The sequence below is a fragment of the Flavobacterium cauense R2A-7 genome, assembly GCF_000498475.1.
In the GTDB taxonomy this organism is placed as follows: domain Bacteria; phylum Bacteroidota; class Bacteroidia; order Flavobacteriales; family Flavobacteriaceae; genus Flavobacterium; species Flavobacterium cauense.
The window spans coordinates 75,720-94,757 of record NZ_AVBI01000004.1; the positions used below are offsets into that span (position 1 = coordinate 75,720).

Sequence of the window (19,038 nt, forward strand, 5' to 3'; positions counted from 1 at the left end):
TGCTAATTTAAGAAATTACTCCCGAACCAACTAATTCATCATCAATATGCCACGAAACAAACTGTCCTTCGGTAATGGCCGACTGTGGTTCCTCAAAAACAACATACATTCCGTTGTTGAATTTGTACAATTTCGCTTTTTGCAAAGGTTGTCGGTAACGAATTCGCGCCATAATTTCCATCGATTCCCCATCAGCTAAAGTCAGATCTTCACGAATCCAGTGAATTTCCGAATTTTGAACAAAAAGTGCTTTTTTAAACAATCCCGGATGATTTCCGCCCTGACCGGTGTAAATACTGTTGGTTTTCACATCGGTGGAGATAATAAACAGCGGTTCTTTGGTTCCGCCTACGTTCAATCCTTTGCGCTGTCCGATTGTAAAATAATGAGCACCCTGATGTTTGCCCACTACTTTACCCATTTCCGGAGTATAAACTATATCTTTTGCCTCAAATGCCAACTCTTCTTCCAACGAAGAAAATTCCGGTTTCCGACTTGAATAAACAGCATTATCAGCAGCTATTTCATAAATCAACCCTTCTTTCGGTTGCAATTGTTGCTGTAAAAATTCAGGCAAACGTACTTTTCCGATGAAACATAGTCCTTGCGAATCTTTCTTTTCGGCAGTTACCAAATCCATTTTGGCCGCAATTTCACGAACCTGAGGTTTGGTTAATTCTCCGATTGGAAATAACGCTTTTGACAATTGTTCCTGCGATAACTGACAAAGAAAATACGACTGATCTTTATTTCCGTCAACACCGGCTAACAATTGATAGATTTTTTTTCCGTCTTTTTCGAGGCTTCCTTTTCGGCAATAATGTCCGGTTGCTACATAATCGGCACCGAGACTCATTGCTATTTTCATAAAAACATCAAACTTGATTTCGCGGTTGCACAACACATCCGGATTTGGCGTTCTTCCTTTTTCATATTCGCTGAACATGTAATCAACGATTTTTTCTTTGTATTGCTCGCTTAAATCTACCGTTTGAAACGGAATTCCTAATTTTTCAGCTACCAAAAGAGCATCATTACTATCTTCTAACCACGGACATTCGTTCGAAATGGTAACCGAATCATCATGCCAGTTCTTCATAAAAAGACCAATGACTTCATAGCCCTGTTCTTTTAAAAGATAAGCAGCAACACTTGAATCTACCCCACCTGAAAGTCCTACAACAACACGCTTCATTTCTCTACTCTTTGATTAAATTTATTTCCCCGGATACTCTTCAACGGGTTTTGTTCTTTTTTGGAATTTTTTTCCTTGCAAATTCATGTTTACGTTCTTAAGTTTCCCTTTCTCAAGTACTTTCCACATTCCTACTTTCTTACCATTTTTAAACATTCCCTGTCCGCTGATTTGCTTTTCGGAAATTCTGAAAGTAGCCATACCTTCATATTGGTCGTTTTTGTAGTTTGAATCCTCCAGTACTACACCGTTATCTGCATATTTTTTATAAGGTCCGTTTTTCACACCATTCACGTAAGTCGTTTCCTCAGCAATTTTACCATTTGGGAAATATACTTTTCGTACGCCGTGTAATTTACCGTCTACATAATTTTCAAACGTCATTATTTTAGGGGAATCCAAATGATAATATTTCCATTCTCCAACGTAGGTATCTTTACCTACTACTTTACCTTCACTTACCTTGAATCCTTTCTGATTGTAGAAAGTGGTATAATGAGAGCCGTCATTTGCCGAAAAATCGCGGGTTGCGATAACAACTAACTTAACGGTATTGTCGAAATACTTAAAAATTCCGATTTCTTTCCCATGATCGAAAGTCCCTTCATAACGAGGATTTTTGGTGTCTTCGTAAATACCTTTCCAAAGCCCGTGACGTTTGCCGTTTTCATCAAATTTATTTTCACTCTGACTATAAACAACTGAACACCATAATGTTAACAAAAGTATAAAACTCATGTTTTGTTTAATCTTTTTCATTTTTTGTTAAACAATTTTAATTAGTATTTCTTAAATTAGCAGTATTAAAAACATACAACTATGAAAAATATTTCAAAAGTAATCAAATTAAGCGTGCTGGCAATAATTGCGAGCGTTAGCTTTAGCTGTTCTGACGATGATAACACAACTTCGTCGCCAACAAACAATTCAATTTCCGGAATAGCATCAAGAACGCCTGATCTATCACTTCTGGTTGATGCACTAAACCGTGCTGATTTAGTACAAACATTAGACCAAAGTGGTTCATACACCGTTTTTGCACCTACAAATGCCGCTTTTACAACCTTTTTAAGTGACAATGGGTATGCTTCATTAAATGAAGTTCCTGTAAATGCCTTAAAAGAAATTCTCTTAAATCATGTAATTTCCGGAGCATTAAATTCTTCCTCTTTGTCAACGGGCTACGTTAAAACACTTGCCAAAGGTAGTGCTTCCACAACTAATACCCTTAGCATGTATGTAAACACAACGAGTGGCGTTAAACTGAATGGTATTTCAAACGTAACCACCCCTAATATAGCGGCCTCCAATGGGGTTATCCATATTGTTGATGCCGTTATAGGATTACCAACTGTTGTAACTCATGCGTTGGCAAATCCAAACTTCAGCATACTGGTAAGTGCGCTCACCAGAGCTGACCAACCTGATTTTGCCGGCATACTTTCCGGAACCACAAATTCTCCTTTCACTGTTTTTGCCCCAACAAACACTGCTTTCGGTTCCCTTTTAACAGAACTTGGAGCAACCGGTTTAAATGATATCAGTCAGAATACACTTGAAAACACATTAAAATACCATGTTGTCGCGGGGTCGAATGTATTGTCTGCCTCCTTAATGAACAATCAATCTGTTACTACTTTTCAAGGTGGAAACTTTACGATTACTACAATGGGCGGTGCAAAAATTACTGATGCCAACAACAGGGTCAGCAACATAATCGCTGTTGATGTTCAAGCTTCAAACGGTGTAATACATGTACTTGACAAAGTATTACTACCGGTTTTAAACTAAAATTTCATAAACATAGGCAACCAAACTGTGAAGCACCTCAAAAGGGTGCTTTACTTTTACATACCCAATTCCAAAGCACGTTCATTGGCAGCCAAAACTGCTTTACCAATAACCGTTTTGGTATCCGAAACATCAAAAATTTCCAATGCTTTTTCAGTGGTTCCTCCTTTTGAAGCTACTTTCGTAATCCATTCTTCGTTTGACAAAGAACTTCCGTTTTGCAGATTTATTGCACCGCTAAACGTTTGATTGACCAACAATTCCGCTTCCGATTGTGTAAAACCCAAATGCTGTGCTGCATCAATCATCGATTTCATGAAGAAAAAAACATAAGCCGGTCCGCTTCCGGAAACTGCAGTTGCGGCATCAATCAATTTTTCATCTTCCACATAAACCGATTTTCCGGTGGTATTTATCAAATTTTGGACAATAAACAATTCCTTTCTGTCAATTTCGGATGAAGCTGAAAAAACCGTCATCCCCATTCCGATTTGCGTTGCGATATTAGGCATGGAACGCACAATTTTAGACAATCCGGTTACTTTTTCAATGGTAGCGATGGTTACACCGGCCATCACGGAAAGCAGAATATGCTTCTCATTCAGCAATGTTTTCAGATTTTCAGAAACCGCTTTAAAATCTTGTGGTTTAACAGCTAAAATAACAATATCCGTTTCTGATAATTTTGAATCCGGTTCCGTATAAAAATTGGTCAGCGGAATCCCGAAAGCCTCCTTTTCCTGAACTACCGATCGGGTTAACACAAAAATATCATCGGCCTTAATAAACCTCGAATTGATAAAACTTCCGGCATAGGTTTTTCCCATATTTCCATAGCCTATAATTGTGATTTTCATGACTTAATAAAATAAAAAAAGCCCTGATTTTATTAGCGTACACTTTCTAAAAACAGGGCTTTGATTTATATAACTTTAAATTAGTTTTTGGCTTTCTTTTGCGCTTCAGCCTGCTCCATCATTTCCTGCATTTTCTTTTGGAACTTGCTTTGGGGCTTGTCTTTCGTTTTATTTTCCTGAATTTGAGCGTGAATTTTCTTCTCGTCAACAATATAATTCTTAATCACTAACATGATACCGATAGTAATAGTGTTGGAAATAAAGTAATACAAACTCAAGCCAGAAGCATAATTGTTAAAGAAGAACAACATCATAATAGGAGAAATATAAATCATGATCTTCATGATTTTCCCCATATCCGGCATACCTTCCTGAGCTGGTGCAGCCATTTGCTGATCTCCGGTTGTCATTTTCATGTAGAAGAAAATGGCAATGGAGGCTAAAATCGGGAATAAACTCACGTGACTTCCGTAGAACGGAATGTGGAACGGTAATTCTAAAACCGAATCATAAGAAGACAAGTCATCTGCCCACAAGAAACTTTTCTGACGCAAATCAAACATCGATGGGAAGAACTGGAACAAGGCATAGAAAATAGGAATCTGTGCCAATGCCGGTAAACAACCCGCCATCGGATTTACGCCTGCCTTACCATACAATTTCATGGTTTCCTGTTGTTTTTTCATCGGATCCTTGGCGTACTTCGTATTCAGTTCATTAATTTCAGGACGCAATACCTTCATTTTAGCCTGAGACAAATACGATTTATACGTTACCGGAGACATTACCAAACGCACTAACATTGTAAAGATTACAATTGCAATTCCGTGAGGAATAAATCCACTTAAGAATCCATAAGCCGGAATGAAAACATAACGGTTGATCCAACCGAAAATCCCCCATCCTAAAGGCATTACTTCGTCAAGGTTTTTGTCGTATTTGTTTAATATCTTATAATCCGCCGGACCGTAGTACCAGTTCATGTTATAATTCAATTCGCCGTTTTTGAAAGCTAACGGTAATTTAGCAGAAAAATTCTTCGTGAAAACCGTGTCTTTTTCTTCATCATGTACTAGGTTTTCTGATTTTAACTGAGCTCCTTTAATCGGCGTTTCTGTCAATAAAATAGACGTAAACAAATCCTGTTTGAAAGCAACATATGTTAAATCGTTAACTGTTTCTTCATCTAATTTACTTGCAGCACTCAAGCTGTTGTCTTTTCCGCCTTCATATTCATAACGGACATCAGTGTAGCGGTTTTCATACGAAATACTTTTCTCGTTACGGAATGCTTTTAACTGCCAATCCAAATCAAGTGGTTTTGACGTATTAATCACATTGTTCAAACCTTGCGAACGAACAGAGAAATCCATCATGTATTCGTTTGGTTTCAACACATAACGGTATTCCAAAAACTGATCAGCACCCGCTTTTAAACGCATTGTAAGCACCTGATTTTGCCCTTCTTTGGTAACCGTAGGTTCGAAATACATATCTTTTGTATTTAAAACACGGTTATCTTTAGTTTGAAGTTGAATATTCAGATTAGCATTGTTGTTTTTGATGATTTCAACCGGTAGTTGTGAACCTTTATGGAATTTCTCAAAATTATTTACTTTAGCATCAACGATATAACCACCTTTGTTAGCAATTTTCAACGTTAACACTTCATTTTTAATTTCTGTAACCTCGTTTTTAGCAGAAGGCAAAGAAGCAGAATAAGCAAACGCTCCTAAAGTGCCCTGAAGGGCTTTCACTTTCAAAGAATCAGTTTGTGTAGAATCGGAAACCAATGCCGCTACCGATTGTTCTTTTGCTTTTTCAACTTTTTCAACAGATGCTTTTTTAGCATCCTCCGCCATTGATTTTTTCTCTTCGGAGATGTTGTTGTACATCATCCAAATCATTAAACCAGCGATTAATACAAATCCTAAAATGGTTTTAAAATCTAATTTTTTTTCTTCCATTGTTCTTTTTTATTGTTTTGGTCTGTAACTTCTTAGCAACAGACTTTATTTTTCACCGCGGCTGCCACAAAACTGACAAACAACGGATGCGGATTGGCTACCGTACTTTTATATTCCGGATGGTACTGAACACCAATGAAGAACGGATGATTTTTCAATTCCACAATTTCCACCAAACCGGTATCCGGATTGATTCCTGATGCTTTTAATCCGGCATTTTCCAATGCATCCAAATAGTCGCCGTTAAATTCATAACGATGACGGTGACGCTCTAAAATATCGGTTTTCCCGTAAATTTTATGTGCCAGTGTATTTTCTTTAATATGACATTTCCAGGCTCCCAAACGCATGGTTCCACCTTTATCTGTAATATTTTTTTGTTCTTCCATAATACTGATTACAGGATGTGGCGTCCCTTCATTCATTTCTGTTGAATTGGCATCGGCATATCCTAAAATATTTCTGGAATATTCAATCACCGCCATTTGCATTCCCAAACAGATTCCGAAGAACGGAATATTGTTTTCTCTTGCATAACGAACGGTTTCAATTTTACCTTCAATTCCGCGACCGCCAAATCCCGGAGCAACAAGTATACCATCAAGGTCTTTTAACTGTTCCTCTGCCGTTTTGGCATCTAAATATTCCGAATGAATCGAAATTACGTTCACTTTTGTCTCGTTGGCAGCTCCGGCATGAATAAAAGCTTCTAAAATCGATTTATAAGAATCCTGCAATTCTACATATTTCCCTACCAATCCGATGTTTACTTCGTGTTTCGGGTTTTTCAGTTTGTGTAAGAACTCGTTCCATTGGGATAAATCCGGAGTGTTTTTTTCCGGTAAATCCAATTTCTTCAACGCTACTTTATCCAACCCTTCTTCCAACATTAAGTTTGGAACATCATAAATTGTAGAGGCGTCAATCGATTGAATAACCGCTTCTTTTTTCACATTACAGAACAACGCCAACTTCTGACGTAAATCCTGCGACAATTCGTGTTCGGTACGGCAAACCAAAATATCGGCTTTGATACCGCTTTCCATCAGGGTTTTTACCGAGTGCTGTGTTGGTTTCGTTTTCAACTCACCCGCTGCTGCCAAATACGGTACCAACGTTAAGTGAATTACGATTCCGTTATTTTCACCCAATTCCCAAACCAACTGACGCACGGATTCGATATATGGTAATGACTCAATATCACCAACGGTACCACCAATTTCAGTAATCACAATATCATAATCACCCGATTTCCCAAGCAACTGCATACGCTCCTTGATTTCGTTGGTGATGTGAGGAACCACCTGAACTGTTTTTCCTAAAAACTCTCCACGACGCTCTTTTTCGATTACGGAAAGATACACTCTACCCGTGGTAACGTTGTTCGCCTGCGAAGTCGGAACATTCAAAAATCGTTCGTAATGTCCTAAATCCAAATCGGTTTCGGCACCATCATCCGTTACATAACATTCGCCGTGTTCGTATGGATTTAACGTTCCCGGATCGACATTGATATACGGATCGAATTTCTGAATGGTTGTTCTGTACCCTCTTGCCTGCAATAATTTTGCTAAAGAAGCTGCGATAATTCCTTTTCCAAGTGAAGAAGTCACACCTCCGGTAACAAAAATATACTTCGTTTGATTCATTGTGTTGTGTTTATTGTTGTGTTGTTGTTGTAAAAAACCTGGCAAAAATACGATTATAAATTGATAATTAGCAATTGATAATTGACAATTATTCGTTAAAGAATTAAGGCTTTGGGAAGTTTCTACGGATGTTTCTCACGAGTTCTTCCAGCCCGTTAAGTTTCAGTTCGTAAACCAATTGCAACTGTTCTCCAAGCGGACCTTTGGGAAAGCCTTTGTTGTGATACCAAACCACATAATATTCAGGTAGGTCGATAAGAAAATACCCTTCGTATTTTCCGAAGGGCATTTTGGTATGTGCGAGTTTGATTAAAAGTTCTTGTTGACTGTTCATTCTAAAAAGATGAAAGATGAAAGATGAAAGATGATAGAACAAAGACAAAGTCGAGTATCTAATCACAAACTTCTACTCTCTATTCTCTAAATTTACTTCCAATTAAACGTTATTTCTTTTTTGATATCCGGATGCAAACTGAAGAAAACCGGACAGGTCATGGCCGTTTTTTCCAAAATGGTTTTGGTTTTGTCATCAGCAGAAATCGACATATTGAACGTCACATGCACTTCCGTGATTCTTCTTGGCTCTGTGCCCATTACTTTGGTTACTTCTGCCGTTGAACCTGAAAAATCAACTTCCATATCTCTGGCTTTGATTCCCATTACGGTAAACATGCAACTTGCCAACGCGTTCGCAACTGTATCCGTTGGAGAAAAAGCTTCCCCTTTTCCGTTATTGTCTAGAGGTGCATCGGAAATGATTTCACTTCCGGAATTGGTATGTATGGACGATGTTCTTAAATCGCCTAAATAAGTCACTTTTGAAGTCATTATTTTGCTTCTTTTAACGTTAAATCTTCATCGTAGTACAATAAATAAACACCTTTATTGTAGTATCCGCCGTCAAGATTTACATAATTAAATTTACTCTCAATCTGCTCGGAAGCTTTTTCATTAACCGATTCTTTGTAACCGCCGTCCTGGAACAATCTCAGGATTACATCAAACGTTACATCAAATCCGCGGGTTGCGAAACGATTTGGGAAAATATTATTTTTCTTTTTGAACACTTTGGCAAAAATTGCCGCCTGTGCTGTTTCGTTATCTCTGGAAACGGAAGGATAAAGCAATTTCAGTTTAGTTAATTTACTAAGTGGAATCTCTTCAAAATCCAAAGTTTCGTTTTTCTCCAAAGTAACCAACTGTACCGGATATTCCGCTGAAGCAGAAACCAGTATATTACACGTACTTAATACCATACCGGTTTTTTCGGATTCCAGAATCACATAATTCGTTTTGTCTTTATCCATCAGACTTTTTACATTTTCCAATGTTGGAACACCTTTATCATTGATTTCAGCAATTTTTACACCCGGATAATTTTCAGTAATATATTGCTTCACACTTCCTTTTTTAGGATCAATAATAGCAATGATATTTCCGTTTTTCTCCATCATAAAATCGAACATTTTTCGTTTTACGTCTAGCGAATTAGGCATTGCCTGGAATAAATTAGAGTATGGTTTTCCTCTTTCGTTTGACAAAGGAGAAATAACCGGGGTATTGTATTTTTCCAATAAAGAGGCAGTTGTTTCCACATGATTTTGGAAGAACGGACCAATAATTGCATCCGTTTTTGAGAAGTCATTAGACGAAATCAAAGACGCCACCGCAGAAGAATTTTTAGACTCTTCCGAATCCAGAATTTTAACAGTTAACGGCAAACCTAAAGTTTTAGCTGAATCAATTGCGATTAAAGCACCGGCATAAAAATCCAACGTCATGTTTAAGAACTTGTCTTTTTTCAGTCTTTCCGTAACAGAATTTAACGAATCCGCTTCAATCTTATCCAAATGGAATGGCAATAGTAATACCAATTCCTTTCCTTCTTGCTTGTTGATTGTTTTAGTAATATCAACTTGCTCTTTATTTGGAGTAATCTGATTGAACTTGGCATTTGAAGGAACCTTAATGATCATTCCTATTTTAACACCAGCTGCCAATTCCGGATTTACAGCCAACAATTGCTCCTGAGACAATCCGGATGCTTTTGTTAAACTGTACAATGTTTCTTTAGGCTGTACCGTGTAATCCATATACTGAACCACAGCTTTTGAAACAACAGGAGCCGTTTTGGCCGCTACTGGAGTAGCTTTATTTAAACGTAAATTTTGCCCGATTTCAAGATTTTCTCTTATTTCCGGATTTAAGGTTTCAAGCTCTTCTACCGTTAAACCATATTTTTTAGCAATACCGAATTTGGTTTCTTTCGGTTCTACCATATGATATTTCGGTGCTGAAGGAGCAATTGTTTTCACCACTGTTGCAGGTTTATCGACTTTTTTAGTGGTAAAAACGACAATCGTTTGCCCTAATTTCAATCCGTCTTTTTCGATATCGGGATTGTTTTTCTTAATCGATTCTTCAGAAGTATCGTATTTTTTAGCAATACTGTACACCGTTTCTTTAGCTTCCACCACATGATACACACGGGTTTCTTTACCGGTTGGTTTCGGAGTATCTTTTACAACTGTTTTAACAGCCTGACCTGCTTTCGTAGGAATTAAAAGAACCGCATTTTCATTGACGCCATTTTTGGCTTCAGGATTTAAACGGTAAATATCTTCTACAGCCACATTGTACTTTTTGGCTATCGAATACGTAGTTTCTCCTTTTGCAACCTTATGTTCCTTGGTCTGCGAAAAGGCAGAAACCGAAACTAATAAAGTGGTACACAATCCAATAAAAAATTGCTTCATATGGTATTTTTTAAAACGAACAAGTCGTTACAAAGTTATAGATTGTAACGACTTATTCATAATTTTCTTAATTATTTTATTCCCACTCAATTGTGGCGGGCGGTTTCGAGCTGATATCATACACCACTCGGTTCACACCTTTCACTTTATTGATGATTTCATTTGAAATTTTCATTAAGAAGTCATACGGCAAATGTACCCAGTCCGCCGTCATTCCGTCTGTTGATTCCACAGCGCGCAATGCCACTACTTTTTCATAGGTACGTTCATCGCCCATAACTCCAACACTGTTCACCGGCAACAAGATTGCTCCTGCCTGCCAAACCTTGTCGTACAATCCGTGTTCTTTCAATCCGTTGATGAAAACGGCGTCCACTTCCTGAAGAATTCTGACTTTCTCCGGAGTGATATCGCCTAAAATACGAATCGACAAACCTGGTCCCGGGAACGGATGTCTTCCTAATAATTCCGGATCAATTCCTAAAGTTGCTCCTACTCTGCGTACTTCGTCTTTAAACAACATACGCAAAGGTTCTGCAATTTTCAGTTTCATAAAATCCGGTAAACCACCCACATTGTGATGTGATTTGATAGTTGCCGATGGTCCTTTTACCGAAACCGATTCAATCACGTCCGGATAAATAGTTCCTTGTGCCAACCATTTTACATCTTCAATAAGGTGTGCTTCGTCGTCAAAAACTTCAATGAACACTCGGCCGATAATCTTTCTTTTGGTTTCCGGATCATCCACTCCGGCTAATTCAGACAAAAATCGTTCCGAAGCATCTACTCCTTTCACGTTTAAGCCCATTCCTTTATATTGGTTCAATACGTTTTCAAATTCATTCTTACGCAATAAACCGTTATTTACAAAAATACAATACAATTGGCTGCCAATCGCTTTATTCAATAAAACCGCTGCTACTGTTGAATCCACACCTCCTGAAAGTCCCAAAACGACTTTATCGCCTTGGATTTTTTCCTGCATTTCGGCTACAATTTCTTCTACGAAAGCACCCGGCGTAAAGTTTTGAGGCACTTCGGCTATTTTCACTAAGAAGTTTTCCAACATTTGTTTCCCATCTGTGGAATGGAATACTTCCGGATGGTATTGAATCGCATACGTGGTTTCGCCTTCAATTTTATAAGCAGCATATTCCACATCATTGGTACTCGCTAACTTAATTCCGTTAGTTGGCAGTGCTTTGATACTATCACTGTGACTCATCCAAACCTGGCTGTTCTGAGCTACACCATCAAAGAAAATTTCGTCTTCCTTAATATAGGATAAATTGGCTCTACCGTATTCTCTGGTATTGGAAGCGGCTACTTCTCCACCGCTGAAATGTGCTAAATATTGGGCTCCGTAACAAACCGCAAGCAAAGGCATTTTACCTCTAATTTGCGATAAATCAGGATGTGGCGCATCTTCTCCACGAACAGAAAAAGGACTTCCTCCTAAAATTACAGCTTTATAACTCGATAAATCATCAGGAAAATGATTGTAAGGGAAAATTTCGCAGAATATATTTAATTCGCGAACGCGGCGTGCAATAAGTTGTGTGTATTGCGATCCGAAATCTAAAATAAGTACGTTGTGTTGCATGTGCAAAAATAGACATTTCTGTGAAAATGAAAAATTAAAAATTCAAAGATTTATTTAACTAATTTTTTATTCAAAAACCGTATTTTCGCATCATGATGACAGCCAATGATATTGAAGCGATTAAAACACTTTTAGCTTCCCCTAAAAAAATAGCAATTATCCCACACCGTAATCCAGACGGCGACGCCATGGGTTCTACGCTGGGTTTATACCACTTTTTAAAGCAGCAAAACCACGATGTAACCGTAATTTCCCCTAACGAATTCCCAGATTTTTTAGCCTGGTTACCCGATGCGGAAAAAGTGATGATTTTTGAAAAAGACACACAAAACTGTACCGAAAAATTAAAACAGGCCGATATTGTTTTCACATTAGATTTCAATGCATTACACCGTGTAGGTGATTTTATGGCTGCCACTTTAGAGAAACTGAACACGACATTCGTAATGATTGACCACCATCAGTTACCGGATACTTATGCAACATACACATTTTCGGATACCGGATTTGGTTCTACTTGCGAAATGGTATATCATTTTATCCATCAATTGGGTGGAGAAAACCTGATTGACAAAACGGTGGCGACTTGCATTTATACAGGAATTGTAACGGATTCAGGTTCGTTCCGTTTTCCGCTTACCACCAGTACCACGCACCGTGTTGTTGCGGATTTAATTGACAAAGGTGTTGAGAATACAAAAATTCACAATTTATTATTCGACACAAGTTCTTACAACCGTTTACAACTATTGGGCCGCGCTTTGCAAAACATGAAACTGTTGCCCGAATACAAAACCTCATACATCACTTTGAGTCAGGCAGAACTGGATCAATTTGGTTATGTTAAGGGCGATACGGAAGGAATAGTAAATTATGGTTTATCTTTGAAAGGATTTGATTTTACAGCCATTTTCATCGAAAACAAAGAGGAAAGCATCATCAAAATATCGTTCCGATCACAAGGTGCTTTTGACGTGAATCAATTTGCAAGAATGCATTTCAGCGGAGGCGGACACATCAATGCTGCCGGAGGAAAATCGACTTTGTCTTTAGATGAAACAGTAAAGCAATTTATTGCTATTTTAGCAGCTGAAAAGAATAACTGATTCTGAAATAAGCTTTTACTTCACTAAAATGCAACTTTTAGTATCGGTTAAAACAATTAAAACAAGTTTATGAAAAGAATACATATATACGGCGTAATGTTTTCGGGAATTTTATTTGCCTGCTGTACCCAAAAACAAGAGGCACGGAGACCCATTTCACATTCTTCGGGAACTTTTATTAAAGAGTCGATTGAACGAAACAAAAAACTGATCAATAATGAAGAAACAATCATTAGTGATATCATCAAAAAAGATACCGCCAATGATTACATTGCTTCACCAAAAGGGTATTGGTATTACTACGACGTGAAAAGCGCTACCGAAACGTTAACACCAAAGAAAGGTGATATCGCAAATTTTGATTATGAAGTAACGGATTTAAAAGGAAATCTTATTTATTCATCTGAAGATCTTAAAACTCAAAATTATGTTGTAGACAAACAACACATCATGATGGGGCTACGTGATGGTATTAAACTGATGAAAAAAGGCGAAAAAATAACATTTCTTTTCCCGTCGCATATGGCCTATGGCTATCATGGTGACAATGAAAAAATCGGGACCAACCAACCTATCATTTGTACTGTAACTTTAAATAATTTTAAATCGGGAACCCCAAAACCCGAATAATTTTGACTTTATTTCCATACCATGAAAAAAACAATCACAGGTTTACTTTTAGCATTTAGTGCTTTATTTATTTCCTGCAAAAACAATCACGAAAATTTAGCCGACGGATTATATGCTAACATTGAAACCCCAAAAGGCGACATTGTAGTTGCACTCGAATACACCAAAGCTCCTGTTACAGTTGCGAATTTCATAACCTTGGCTGAAGGAAAAAACCCTTTTGTTAACGCAAAATACAAAGGAAAACCTTTTTATGACGGACTGAAATTTCACCGTGTAATTCAGGATTTTATGATTCAGGGTGGTGATCCGGATGGTAACGGAAGTGGCGGTCCGGGCTACAGATTTAAAGATGAAATCGATCCTTCATTAAAACACAACGACAGCGGAATTTTATCTATGGCGAACGCGGGTCCGAATACCAACGGAAGTCAGTTTTTCATCACACATACCGCTACTCCTCACCTTGATGGCGTTCATACCATTTTTGGAAAAGTTGTGGAAGGTATTGACGTTGTTGCTGCCATTGAAGGTAATGATGAAATCACCAAAATAACTATTATCCGAAAAGGAACTAAAGCTACTGCCTTTGATGCATTGAAAGTTTTTAAAAACTATTATGACACAGAAGCCGTGGAACTTAAGAAAATAGCTGAAAAAACGGCAAAAATCAAAACAGATAAATTAGTTGAATTCACTGCTTTAAAAGCAAAAGCAACCAAAACACAATCGGGATTGGAATATGCTTTCATCAAAAAAGGGAACCAACCCAAACTAACTCCCGGTACCGATGTTTTGTTCAGTTATGCAGGCTATTTTGAAAATGGCGAGCTTTTTGATACAAACTACAAAGACGTTGCTGAACTTTTTGGAATTTACGACCAAATGCGTAATCAACAGGGAGGTTATGCTCCGTTCCCATTTAAATATGGCAATAAAGAAGGTTTGATTCCGGGTTTCATTGAAGGAATGGAAAAAATGTCAACGGGTGATAAACTGATTTTGTTTATTCCTTCCTATTTAGCTTATGGTGAAAGAGGAAATCAGGTTATTCCGCCGAATGCAAATCTTATTTTTGAAATCGAATTATCAGCAAAATAACAAATTACCAAAGGGACAAATCCTGAAAATCCCCGCATGATGCAAAAAGAGTAAGGTCATTACAAACATAAAGATGAAAAATAAAATTTTGTTTTTATTATTTTTAGGAATGATGAGCGGATATGCTCAAAAAACTAAAAAAGCAACTCCTGCAAAAGCAAAAACCACTAAAAGTGTTACCGCAATAGCTAACGAGGGTGTTTTTGCCGATATTGAAACCAATAAAGGAAAAATCACCATAAAACTAGAGTATAAAAAAACTCCGGTTACTGTGGCTAACTTTGTCTCTTTAGCAGAAGGAAAAAACCCTTTTGTAAAAGATGAATTAAAAGAAAAACCATATTACGACGGACTGAAATTTCACCGTGTAATTAAAGACTTCATGTGTCAGGGTGGCGATCCGCAAGGAACAGGCGCCGGAGATCCTGGTTATAAATTTAAAGACGAAATTGATCCGACACTTAAACACAATAAAGGCGGAATACTTTCAATGGCAAATGCGGGACCGGGAACCAACGGGAGTCAGTTTTTCATCACTCATAAAGAAACACCTTGGTTAGATGGAAAACACACTGTTTTCGGTGAAGTTACTCAAGGTATGGATGTGGTTAACAAAATCGAACAAAACGATCAGATCATCAAAGTAACCATCGTCCGAAAAGGAAAAGAAGCGAAAAAATTCGATGCCGTTAAAGTTTTTGCCGATTACTATGCCCACAAAGCGGAAGACGACAAAAAATTAGCCGAAGCAGAAGCTGAAAAAGCAAAAAAACAAGCTGAACTTGATGCTATTAAAGACAAAGAATACAACGACAAGTATGGCACTGTAATGCAGGCTAAAAAAGCAGAGTTCGAGAAACTTAAAGCTACAGCCACAAAAACTGCAAGCGGTTTACAATTTGTAATTACCAAAAAAGGAAATGGCCTAAAACCTGCTGCGGGAACACAAGTACAAATTGGATATGCGGGATATTTCGAAAACGGAAAAATGTTTGATGCCAGTTTTGAAGATGTTGCAAAAGCCTTCGGAAAACACGATCCGATGCGCGCACAACAAGGTGGTTATGCAGGTTTCCCTTTTACATATGGAAACAAAAGCGGATTAATCTCTGGTTTCATTGAAGGTTTAGAAAACATGAATTTGGGAGACAGAGCCGTAATTTTCATTCCATCTGCATTAGCATATGGTGAAAGAGGTGCAGGTGGCATTATTCCTCCAAATACAGATTTAATTTTTGAGTTGGAAATGACAAATCCTGTTAAACAGTAATTCGAAATCTTCCAATAAAAAAGGCACGGTGTTTAGCTGTGCCTTTTTTATTTATTCTCTTTTAAAATGAAGAAGACTTTATATAAATAGTTCTTTAACCTGAAAATTTCCAGTCAAATTCGTCCTCATCATTTATAATTGCCCCTACCTCTACTTTTGTAATTTCATCGAATTCAGAAATAAGCATTAACCAATTATCCTCATTAAAATAACTATCAACACCATCTTCCTCGGCCAATTCCCACGTTTTATATTTTTTTTCAGGGGCAACTTTTTTGATATCGTTCGGATGAGCCCCTATAACTTTTGCATCAAAAAGAATCGTATCCGGATGAGAAATCACCATATATCCCAAGCGAAATTCTTCCTCTTCATAGAAAGTAAGCCTTAATTTATATTGATTGTATAAATAAATTACGTTTTTTTCTTCGTCAGTAAACTGCTTACTGGGTTTGCCGATTAAGGCAACAACATGCTGCTGTCTCATTCCGAAAAGCAAATCCCCTATTCCGTTTTTTGGATAAATAATCATAGTTATAAAATTTTAACAAAGGTAAAACATTTAACAAGAATACATTTTTAACTATTAAAGTATTACACCATCCATCAAAAAATCAAACCTGAAGCCGAACAATAAAATATAAGAAAAATCACAACACAACTTATTTTTTTGCTTTTTTATTTATATTTGACAAATCAAAGGAAAGAAATATATATTTAAAATATATTCAAAACACGAATTGCATTTTTTTAAATAATTTTTCACAACGCCTTGATTTTAAACAGAATAACAAAATCAATAATTACGCGACAGTAGCGTATATATATAAGTTAGCGGTCATTGTAACAAAAATAACTAAATTAGAAAATATGAATAAATTAATAACAAACAGAAATTTGACAATTATAAATTTTGGAATTGTATTCTATTTCATCCTTATTTACTTTATTAACTTTTATAAAATAGACTTTGTTTTAATAGGTGTTTTTAGAGAATTACTGACAATACCATTTTTACTTGCACAAATAGTCTTTTTAATCATCGGAATAATATTTTTAATAAAAAACCAAAAGGATTTCTTAACATTAGTTAGTGTTTTAGCATTGACTATTTGTACGTTTATAACAATTGGTAGTTTCTTTTAATTATTAAGACACAAATTTTATCCATTAAATTAAAAACTAAACTGTATTTAAATTTTTAAAATTACGGAGTGAAATAGTAACCAAAATAACTCAAAAGTGAAAATAGAAAATAGGATTTTGACTAAAAATCAAAATTTCGAAATAACAACGAACCGCTAACAGCCGTTTTGCAAAAGCGGGGTTTTCGTGCTTCTATGACATTGAAGTGCTAAATTAATGCTTAGTGCATTTAATGAAGTTTAGTGCTAAAAATCCCCGCCTTCGCAAAGCGGCAAAACGTTAGGCGTTATATCAACGCAGAATCAAGAATCTAACGCAATTTTAATACAAAAAAATTGTATAAATTTAAAATAAAATATAAAAAAAATTGTATAAATTTAAAATAAAATATAAAAAAAATTGTATAAATTTAAAATAAAATATAAAATTTATCTAAACATGAAAAAAATATTATTATTTCTGTCTTTTTTATCAATCCCCGCATTTGCACAAGTAGGTATTGGAACAACTTCACCAAATGCGGCATTAGATGTGTCATCTACAGATAACGGATTGTTGATACCAAGAGTGGCTTTAACAGCTAGCAATGTAGCAAGCCCATTAACTTTACCAACTATTTCCGAATTAGTTTATAATACTGCTACAGCGGGTACATCCCCTAATAATGTAACTCCCGGTTATTATTACTGGGATGGTGCTAAATGGGTAACATTTGGAGGAGCTAGTGGTGCTAGTGGATGGCTATTAACTGGGAATCTAGGTACCACTGCAGGAACAAATTTTCTTGGAACCACCGATTCTCAAGATTTAATTTTTAAAAGAAATAATATTCAATCTGGACAAATTAGTACAACAAATACTTCATTTGGGGTAAATTCACTTGCTCCAGCTACATCTAGAAATAGAAACACTGCTATTGGTACTGAGGCAATGTATTTAAATGTTAATGGAGATGATAATACTGCTATCGGTTACCAGGCTTTAAGAACAGGAACAAATGGTGCAAGAAATGTGGCTATTGGAAATAATACTCTAATGAATAATACTACTGGTGGTGACAATATAGCTATTGGTATGCAATCACTTCAATTAAATACAACTGGTAATAATAATGTGGCTGTTGGTAGGATTTCACTTTCTTCAAATACATCGGGGTCTGATAACTCTGCATTTGGTACGCAATCACTTCAATCAAATACAACTGGTAATAGTAATGTGGCTGTTGGTAGGAATTCACTTTATTCAAATACATTGGGGTATAATAACTCTGCATTTGGTATGCAATCACTTAATTCTAATACTACAGGATTTTTTAATACTGCATTAGGGTCTAATGCACTTTCTAATGTTACAACAGGATTTAATAATATTGGTATTGGTTATAATGCACAAGTACCATCAAATACAGGTTCAAATCAAGTACGAATTGGTGATACAAACATAACTTATGCAGGAATACAAGTAGCATGGACAACAACATCAGATGAACGTTGGAAAGATAATATTCAACCTTCTAATTTAGGATTGAGTTTTATAAACCAACTAAAACCTGTGTCTTATACACGAAAAAATGATGTAAAAAAATCTGTAGAATACGGTTTTATTGCGCAAGAACTTCAAGCATCGTTGCAAAAATTTGGAGTAGAAAATGCAGGAATAATTAGTACCGATGATAATGGTATGTTAGGTGTGCGCTATAATGATTTATTAGCTCCTATGATTTTAGCAACACAAGAACAACAAAAACAAATTATAGAACTTCAAAAAATAATTCAAGAATTACAAGAGCAGGTAAATTCTTTAAAAAAGAAATAATTAATCATCAAAAATGCTATGAGATAATCATAGCATTTTTCTATAAAAAATCTTAAAAAAAGGTAGCTGTTTTTTATAACAGTAGTTAGATATTAGTACGAAAATTTGAATAAATATAAATACAACGCCTAACAGCGGTTTTCTGCAAT

At 36.4% G+C, this 19,038-nt stretch carries 16 protein-coding genes; 6 read left to right on the top strand and 10 right to left on the bottom strand.

Annotation, left to right across the window (positions count from 1 at the left end; all coding sequences use genetic code 11):
- Nucleotides 1-7 precede the first annotated feature (7 nt).
- Both mnmA and FCR2A7T_RS03165 read right to left on the bottom strand, forming a co-directional pair.
- The gene (mnmA, locus tag FCR2A7T_RS03160; protein WP_023569827.1) at nt 8-1,195 is read right to left on the bottom strand and encodes a tRNA 2-thiouridine(34) synthase MnmA; all 1,188 of its coding nucleotides are present in this window, start codon (nt 1,193-1,195) and stop codon (nt 8-10) included.
- Between the two features lie 21 nt (nt 1,196-1,216).
- Nucleotides 1,217-1,954: a toxin-antitoxin system YwqK family antitoxin gene (locus tag FCR2A7T_RS03165; RefSeq protein WP_023569828.1), complete on the bottom strand. Its 738-nt coding sequence runs from the start codon at nt 1,952-1,954 to the stop codon at nt 1,217-1,219.
- 60 nt (nt 1,955-2,014) lie between these two features.
- Between FCR2A7T_RS03165 and FCR2A7T_RS03170 the strand changes: the two genes are divergently transcribed.
- Nucleotides 2,015-2,986, top strand: coding sequence for a fasciclin domain-containing protein (locus tag FCR2A7T_RS03170; protein WP_023569829.1), 972 nt, complete (start codon nt 2,015-2,017; stop codon nt 2,984-2,986).
- A gap of 56 nt (nt 2,987-3,042) precedes the next feature.
- Here the strand turns inward: FCR2A7T_RS03170 and proC are convergent, their stop codons facing one another.
- From proC to guaA, 7 genes are all read right to left on the bottom strand, one after another.
- On the bottom strand, nt 3,043-3,843 hold the full coding sequence (gene proC, locus FCR2A7T_RS03175) for a pyrroline-5-carboxylate reductase (protein WP_023569830.1): 801 nt from the start codon (nt 3,841-3,843) through the stop codon (nt 3,043-3,045).
- 80 nt (nt 3,844-3,923) lie between these two features.
- Entirely contained in the window at nt 3,924-5,810 is a 1,887-nt protein-coding gene (gene yidC / locus FCR2A7T_RS03180; RefSeq protein WP_023569831.1) for a membrane protein insertase YidC, read from the bottom strand.
- Nucleotides 5,811-5,842: 32 nt separating this feature from the next.
- The gene (locus tag FCR2A7T_RS03185) at nt 5,843-7,459 is read right to left on the bottom strand and encodes a CTP synthase (protein ID WP_023569832.1); all 1,617 of its coding nucleotides are present in this window, start codon (nt 7,457-7,459) and stop codon (nt 5,843-5,845) included.
- Between the two features lie 103 nt (nt 7,460-7,562).
- Nucleotides 7,563-7,793, bottom strand: coding sequence for a DUF3820 family protein (locus tag FCR2A7T_RS03190; RefSeq protein WP_035117135.1), 231 nt, complete (start codon nt 7,791-7,793; stop codon nt 7,563-7,565).
- 92 nt (nt 7,794-7,885) lie between these two features.
- On the bottom strand, nt 7,886-8,287 hold the full coding sequence (locus FCR2A7T_RS03195; RefSeq protein ID WP_035117137.1) for an OsmC family protein: 402 nt from the start codon (nt 8,285-8,287) through the stop codon (nt 7,886-7,888).
- Nucleotides 8,287-10,215 (bottom strand): LysM peptidoglycan-binding domain-containing protein, encoded by a 1,929-nt coding sequence (locus FCR2A7T_RS03200; RefSeq protein WP_023569835.1) that lies wholly within the window; start codon nt 10,213-10,215, stop codon nt 8,287-8,289. The genes FCR2A7T_RS03195 and FCR2A7T_RS03200 overlap by 1 nt, the downstream gene beginning before the upstream one ends.
- A gap of 76 nt (nt 10,216-10,291) precedes the next feature.
- Nucleotides 10,292-11,821: a glutamine-hydrolyzing GMP synthase gene (gene guaA / locus FCR2A7T_RS03205; RefSeq protein WP_035117139.1), complete on the bottom strand. Its 1,530-nt coding sequence runs from the start codon at nt 11,819-11,821 to the stop codon at nt 10,292-10,294.
- A 92-nt stretch (nt 11,822-11,913) separates the two neighbouring features.
- On the opposite strand from guaA, the gene FCR2A7T_RS03210 reads away from it, so the two are divergent.
- The 4 genes from FCR2A7T_RS03210 (at nt 11,914) to FCR2A7T_RS03225 (ending at nt 15,928) form a co-directional block, all read left to right on the top strand.
- Nucleotides 11,914-12,927 (top strand): DHH family phosphoesterase, encoded by a 1,014-nt coding sequence (locus FCR2A7T_RS03210; protein ID WP_117614380.1) that lies wholly within the window; start codon nt 11,914-11,916, stop codon nt 12,925-12,927.
- A gap of 69 nt (nt 12,928-12,996) precedes the next feature.
- On the top strand, nt 12,997-13,557 hold the full coding sequence (gldI, locus tag FCR2A7T_RS03215) for a gliding motility-associated peptidyl-prolyl isomerase GldI (protein ID WP_023569838.1): 561 nt from the start codon (nt 12,997-12,999) through the stop codon (nt 13,555-13,557).
- A gap of 21 nt (nt 13,558-13,578) precedes the next feature.
- Nucleotides 13,579-14,658: a peptidylprolyl isomerase gene (locus FCR2A7T_RS03220; protein WP_023569839.1), complete on the top strand. Its 1,080-nt coding sequence runs from the start codon at nt 13,579-13,581 to the stop codon at nt 14,656-14,658.
- Nucleotides 14,659-14,731: 73 nt separating this feature from the next.
- Nucleotides 14,732-15,928, top strand: coding sequence for a peptidylprolyl isomerase (locus tag FCR2A7T_RS03225; RefSeq protein ID WP_023569840.1), 1,197 nt, complete (start codon nt 14,732-14,734; stop codon nt 15,926-15,928).
- Nucleotides 15,929-16,022: 94 nt separating this feature from the next.
- Here the strand turns inward: FCR2A7T_RS03225 and FCR2A7T_RS03230 are convergent, their stop codons facing one another.
- Nucleotides 16,023-16,460 carry a hypothetical protein gene (locus tag FCR2A7T_RS03230; protein ID WP_023569841.1) on the bottom strand — a complete coding sequence of 146 codons (438 nt, stop codon included), beginning with the start codon at nt 16,458-16,460 and terminating at the stop codon, nt 16,023-16,025.
- Between the two features lie 1,052 nt (nt 16,461-17,512).
- Here FCR2A7T_RS03230 and FCR2A7T_RS03240 point away from each other — a divergent pair.
- A complete protein-coding gene (locus FCR2A7T_RS03240) occupies nt 17,513-18,889 on the top strand; it encodes a tail fiber domain-containing protein (RefSeq protein WP_023569842.1) in 1,377 nt (458 codons plus the stop codon).
- Nucleotides 18,890-19,038: the final 149 nt, after the last annotated feature.

Coding starts and splice junctions, on each gene's coding strand:
- FCR2A7T_RS03200 (WP_023569835.1), bottom strand. CDS start 10,215: ATGAAGCAATTTTTTATTGGATTGTGTACCACTTTATTAGTTTCGGTT.
- proC (WP_023569830.1), bottom strand. CDS start 3,843: ATGAAAATCACAATTATAGGCTATGGAAATATGGGAAAAACCTATGCC.
- FCR2A7T_RS03230 (WP_023569841.1), bottom strand. CDS start 16,460: ATGATTATTTATCCAAAAAACGGAATAGGGGATTTGCTTTTCGGAATG.
- yidC (WP_023569831.1), bottom strand. CDS start 5,810: ATGGAAGAAAAAAAATTAGATTTTAAAACCATTTTAGGATTTGTATTA.
- FCR2A7T_RS03220 (WP_023569839.1), top strand. CDS start 13,579: ATGAAAAAAACAATCACAGGTTTACTTTTAGCATTTAGTGCTTTATTT.
- FCR2A7T_RS03185 (WP_023569832.1), bottom strand. CDS start 7,459: ATGAATCAAACGAAGTATATTTTTGTTACCGGAGGTGTGACTTCTTCA.
- FCR2A7T_RS03210 (WP_117614380.1), top strand. CDS start 11,914: ATGATGACAGCCAATGATATTGAAGCGATTAAAACACTTTTAGCTTCC.
- guaA (WP_035117139.1), bottom strand. CDS start 11,821: ATGCAACACAACGTACTTATTTTAGATTTCGGATCGCAATACACACAA.
- FCR2A7T_RS03170 (WP_023569829.1), top strand. CDS start 2,015: ATGAAAAATATTTCAAAAGTAATCAAATTAAGCGTGCTGGCAATAATT.
- FCR2A7T_RS03195 (WP_035117137.1), bottom strand. CDS start 8,287: ATGACTTCAAAAGTGACTTATTTAGGCGATTTAAGAACATCGTCCATA.
- FCR2A7T_RS03225 (WP_023569840.1), top strand. CDS start 14,732: ATGAAAAATAAAATTTTGTTTTTATTATTTTTAGGAATGATGAGCGGA.
- FCR2A7T_RS03190 (WP_035117135.1), bottom strand. CDS start 7,793: ATGAACAGTCAACAAGAACTTTTAATCAAACTCGCACATACCAAAATG.
- FCR2A7T_RS03165 (WP_023569828.1), bottom strand. CDS start 1,954: ATGAAAAAGATTAAACAAAACATGAGTTTTATACTTTTGTTAACATTA.
- FCR2A7T_RS03240 (WP_023569842.1), top strand. CDS start 17,513: ATGAAAAAAATATTATTATTTCTGTCTTTTTTATCAATCCCCGCATTT.
- gldI (WP_023569838.1), top strand. CDS start 12,997: ATGAAAAGAATACATATATACGGCGTAATGTTTTCGGGAATTTTATTT.
- mnmA (WP_023569827.1), bottom strand. CDS start 1,195: ATGAAGCGTGTTGTTGTAGGACTTTCAGGTGGGGTAGATTCAAGTGTT.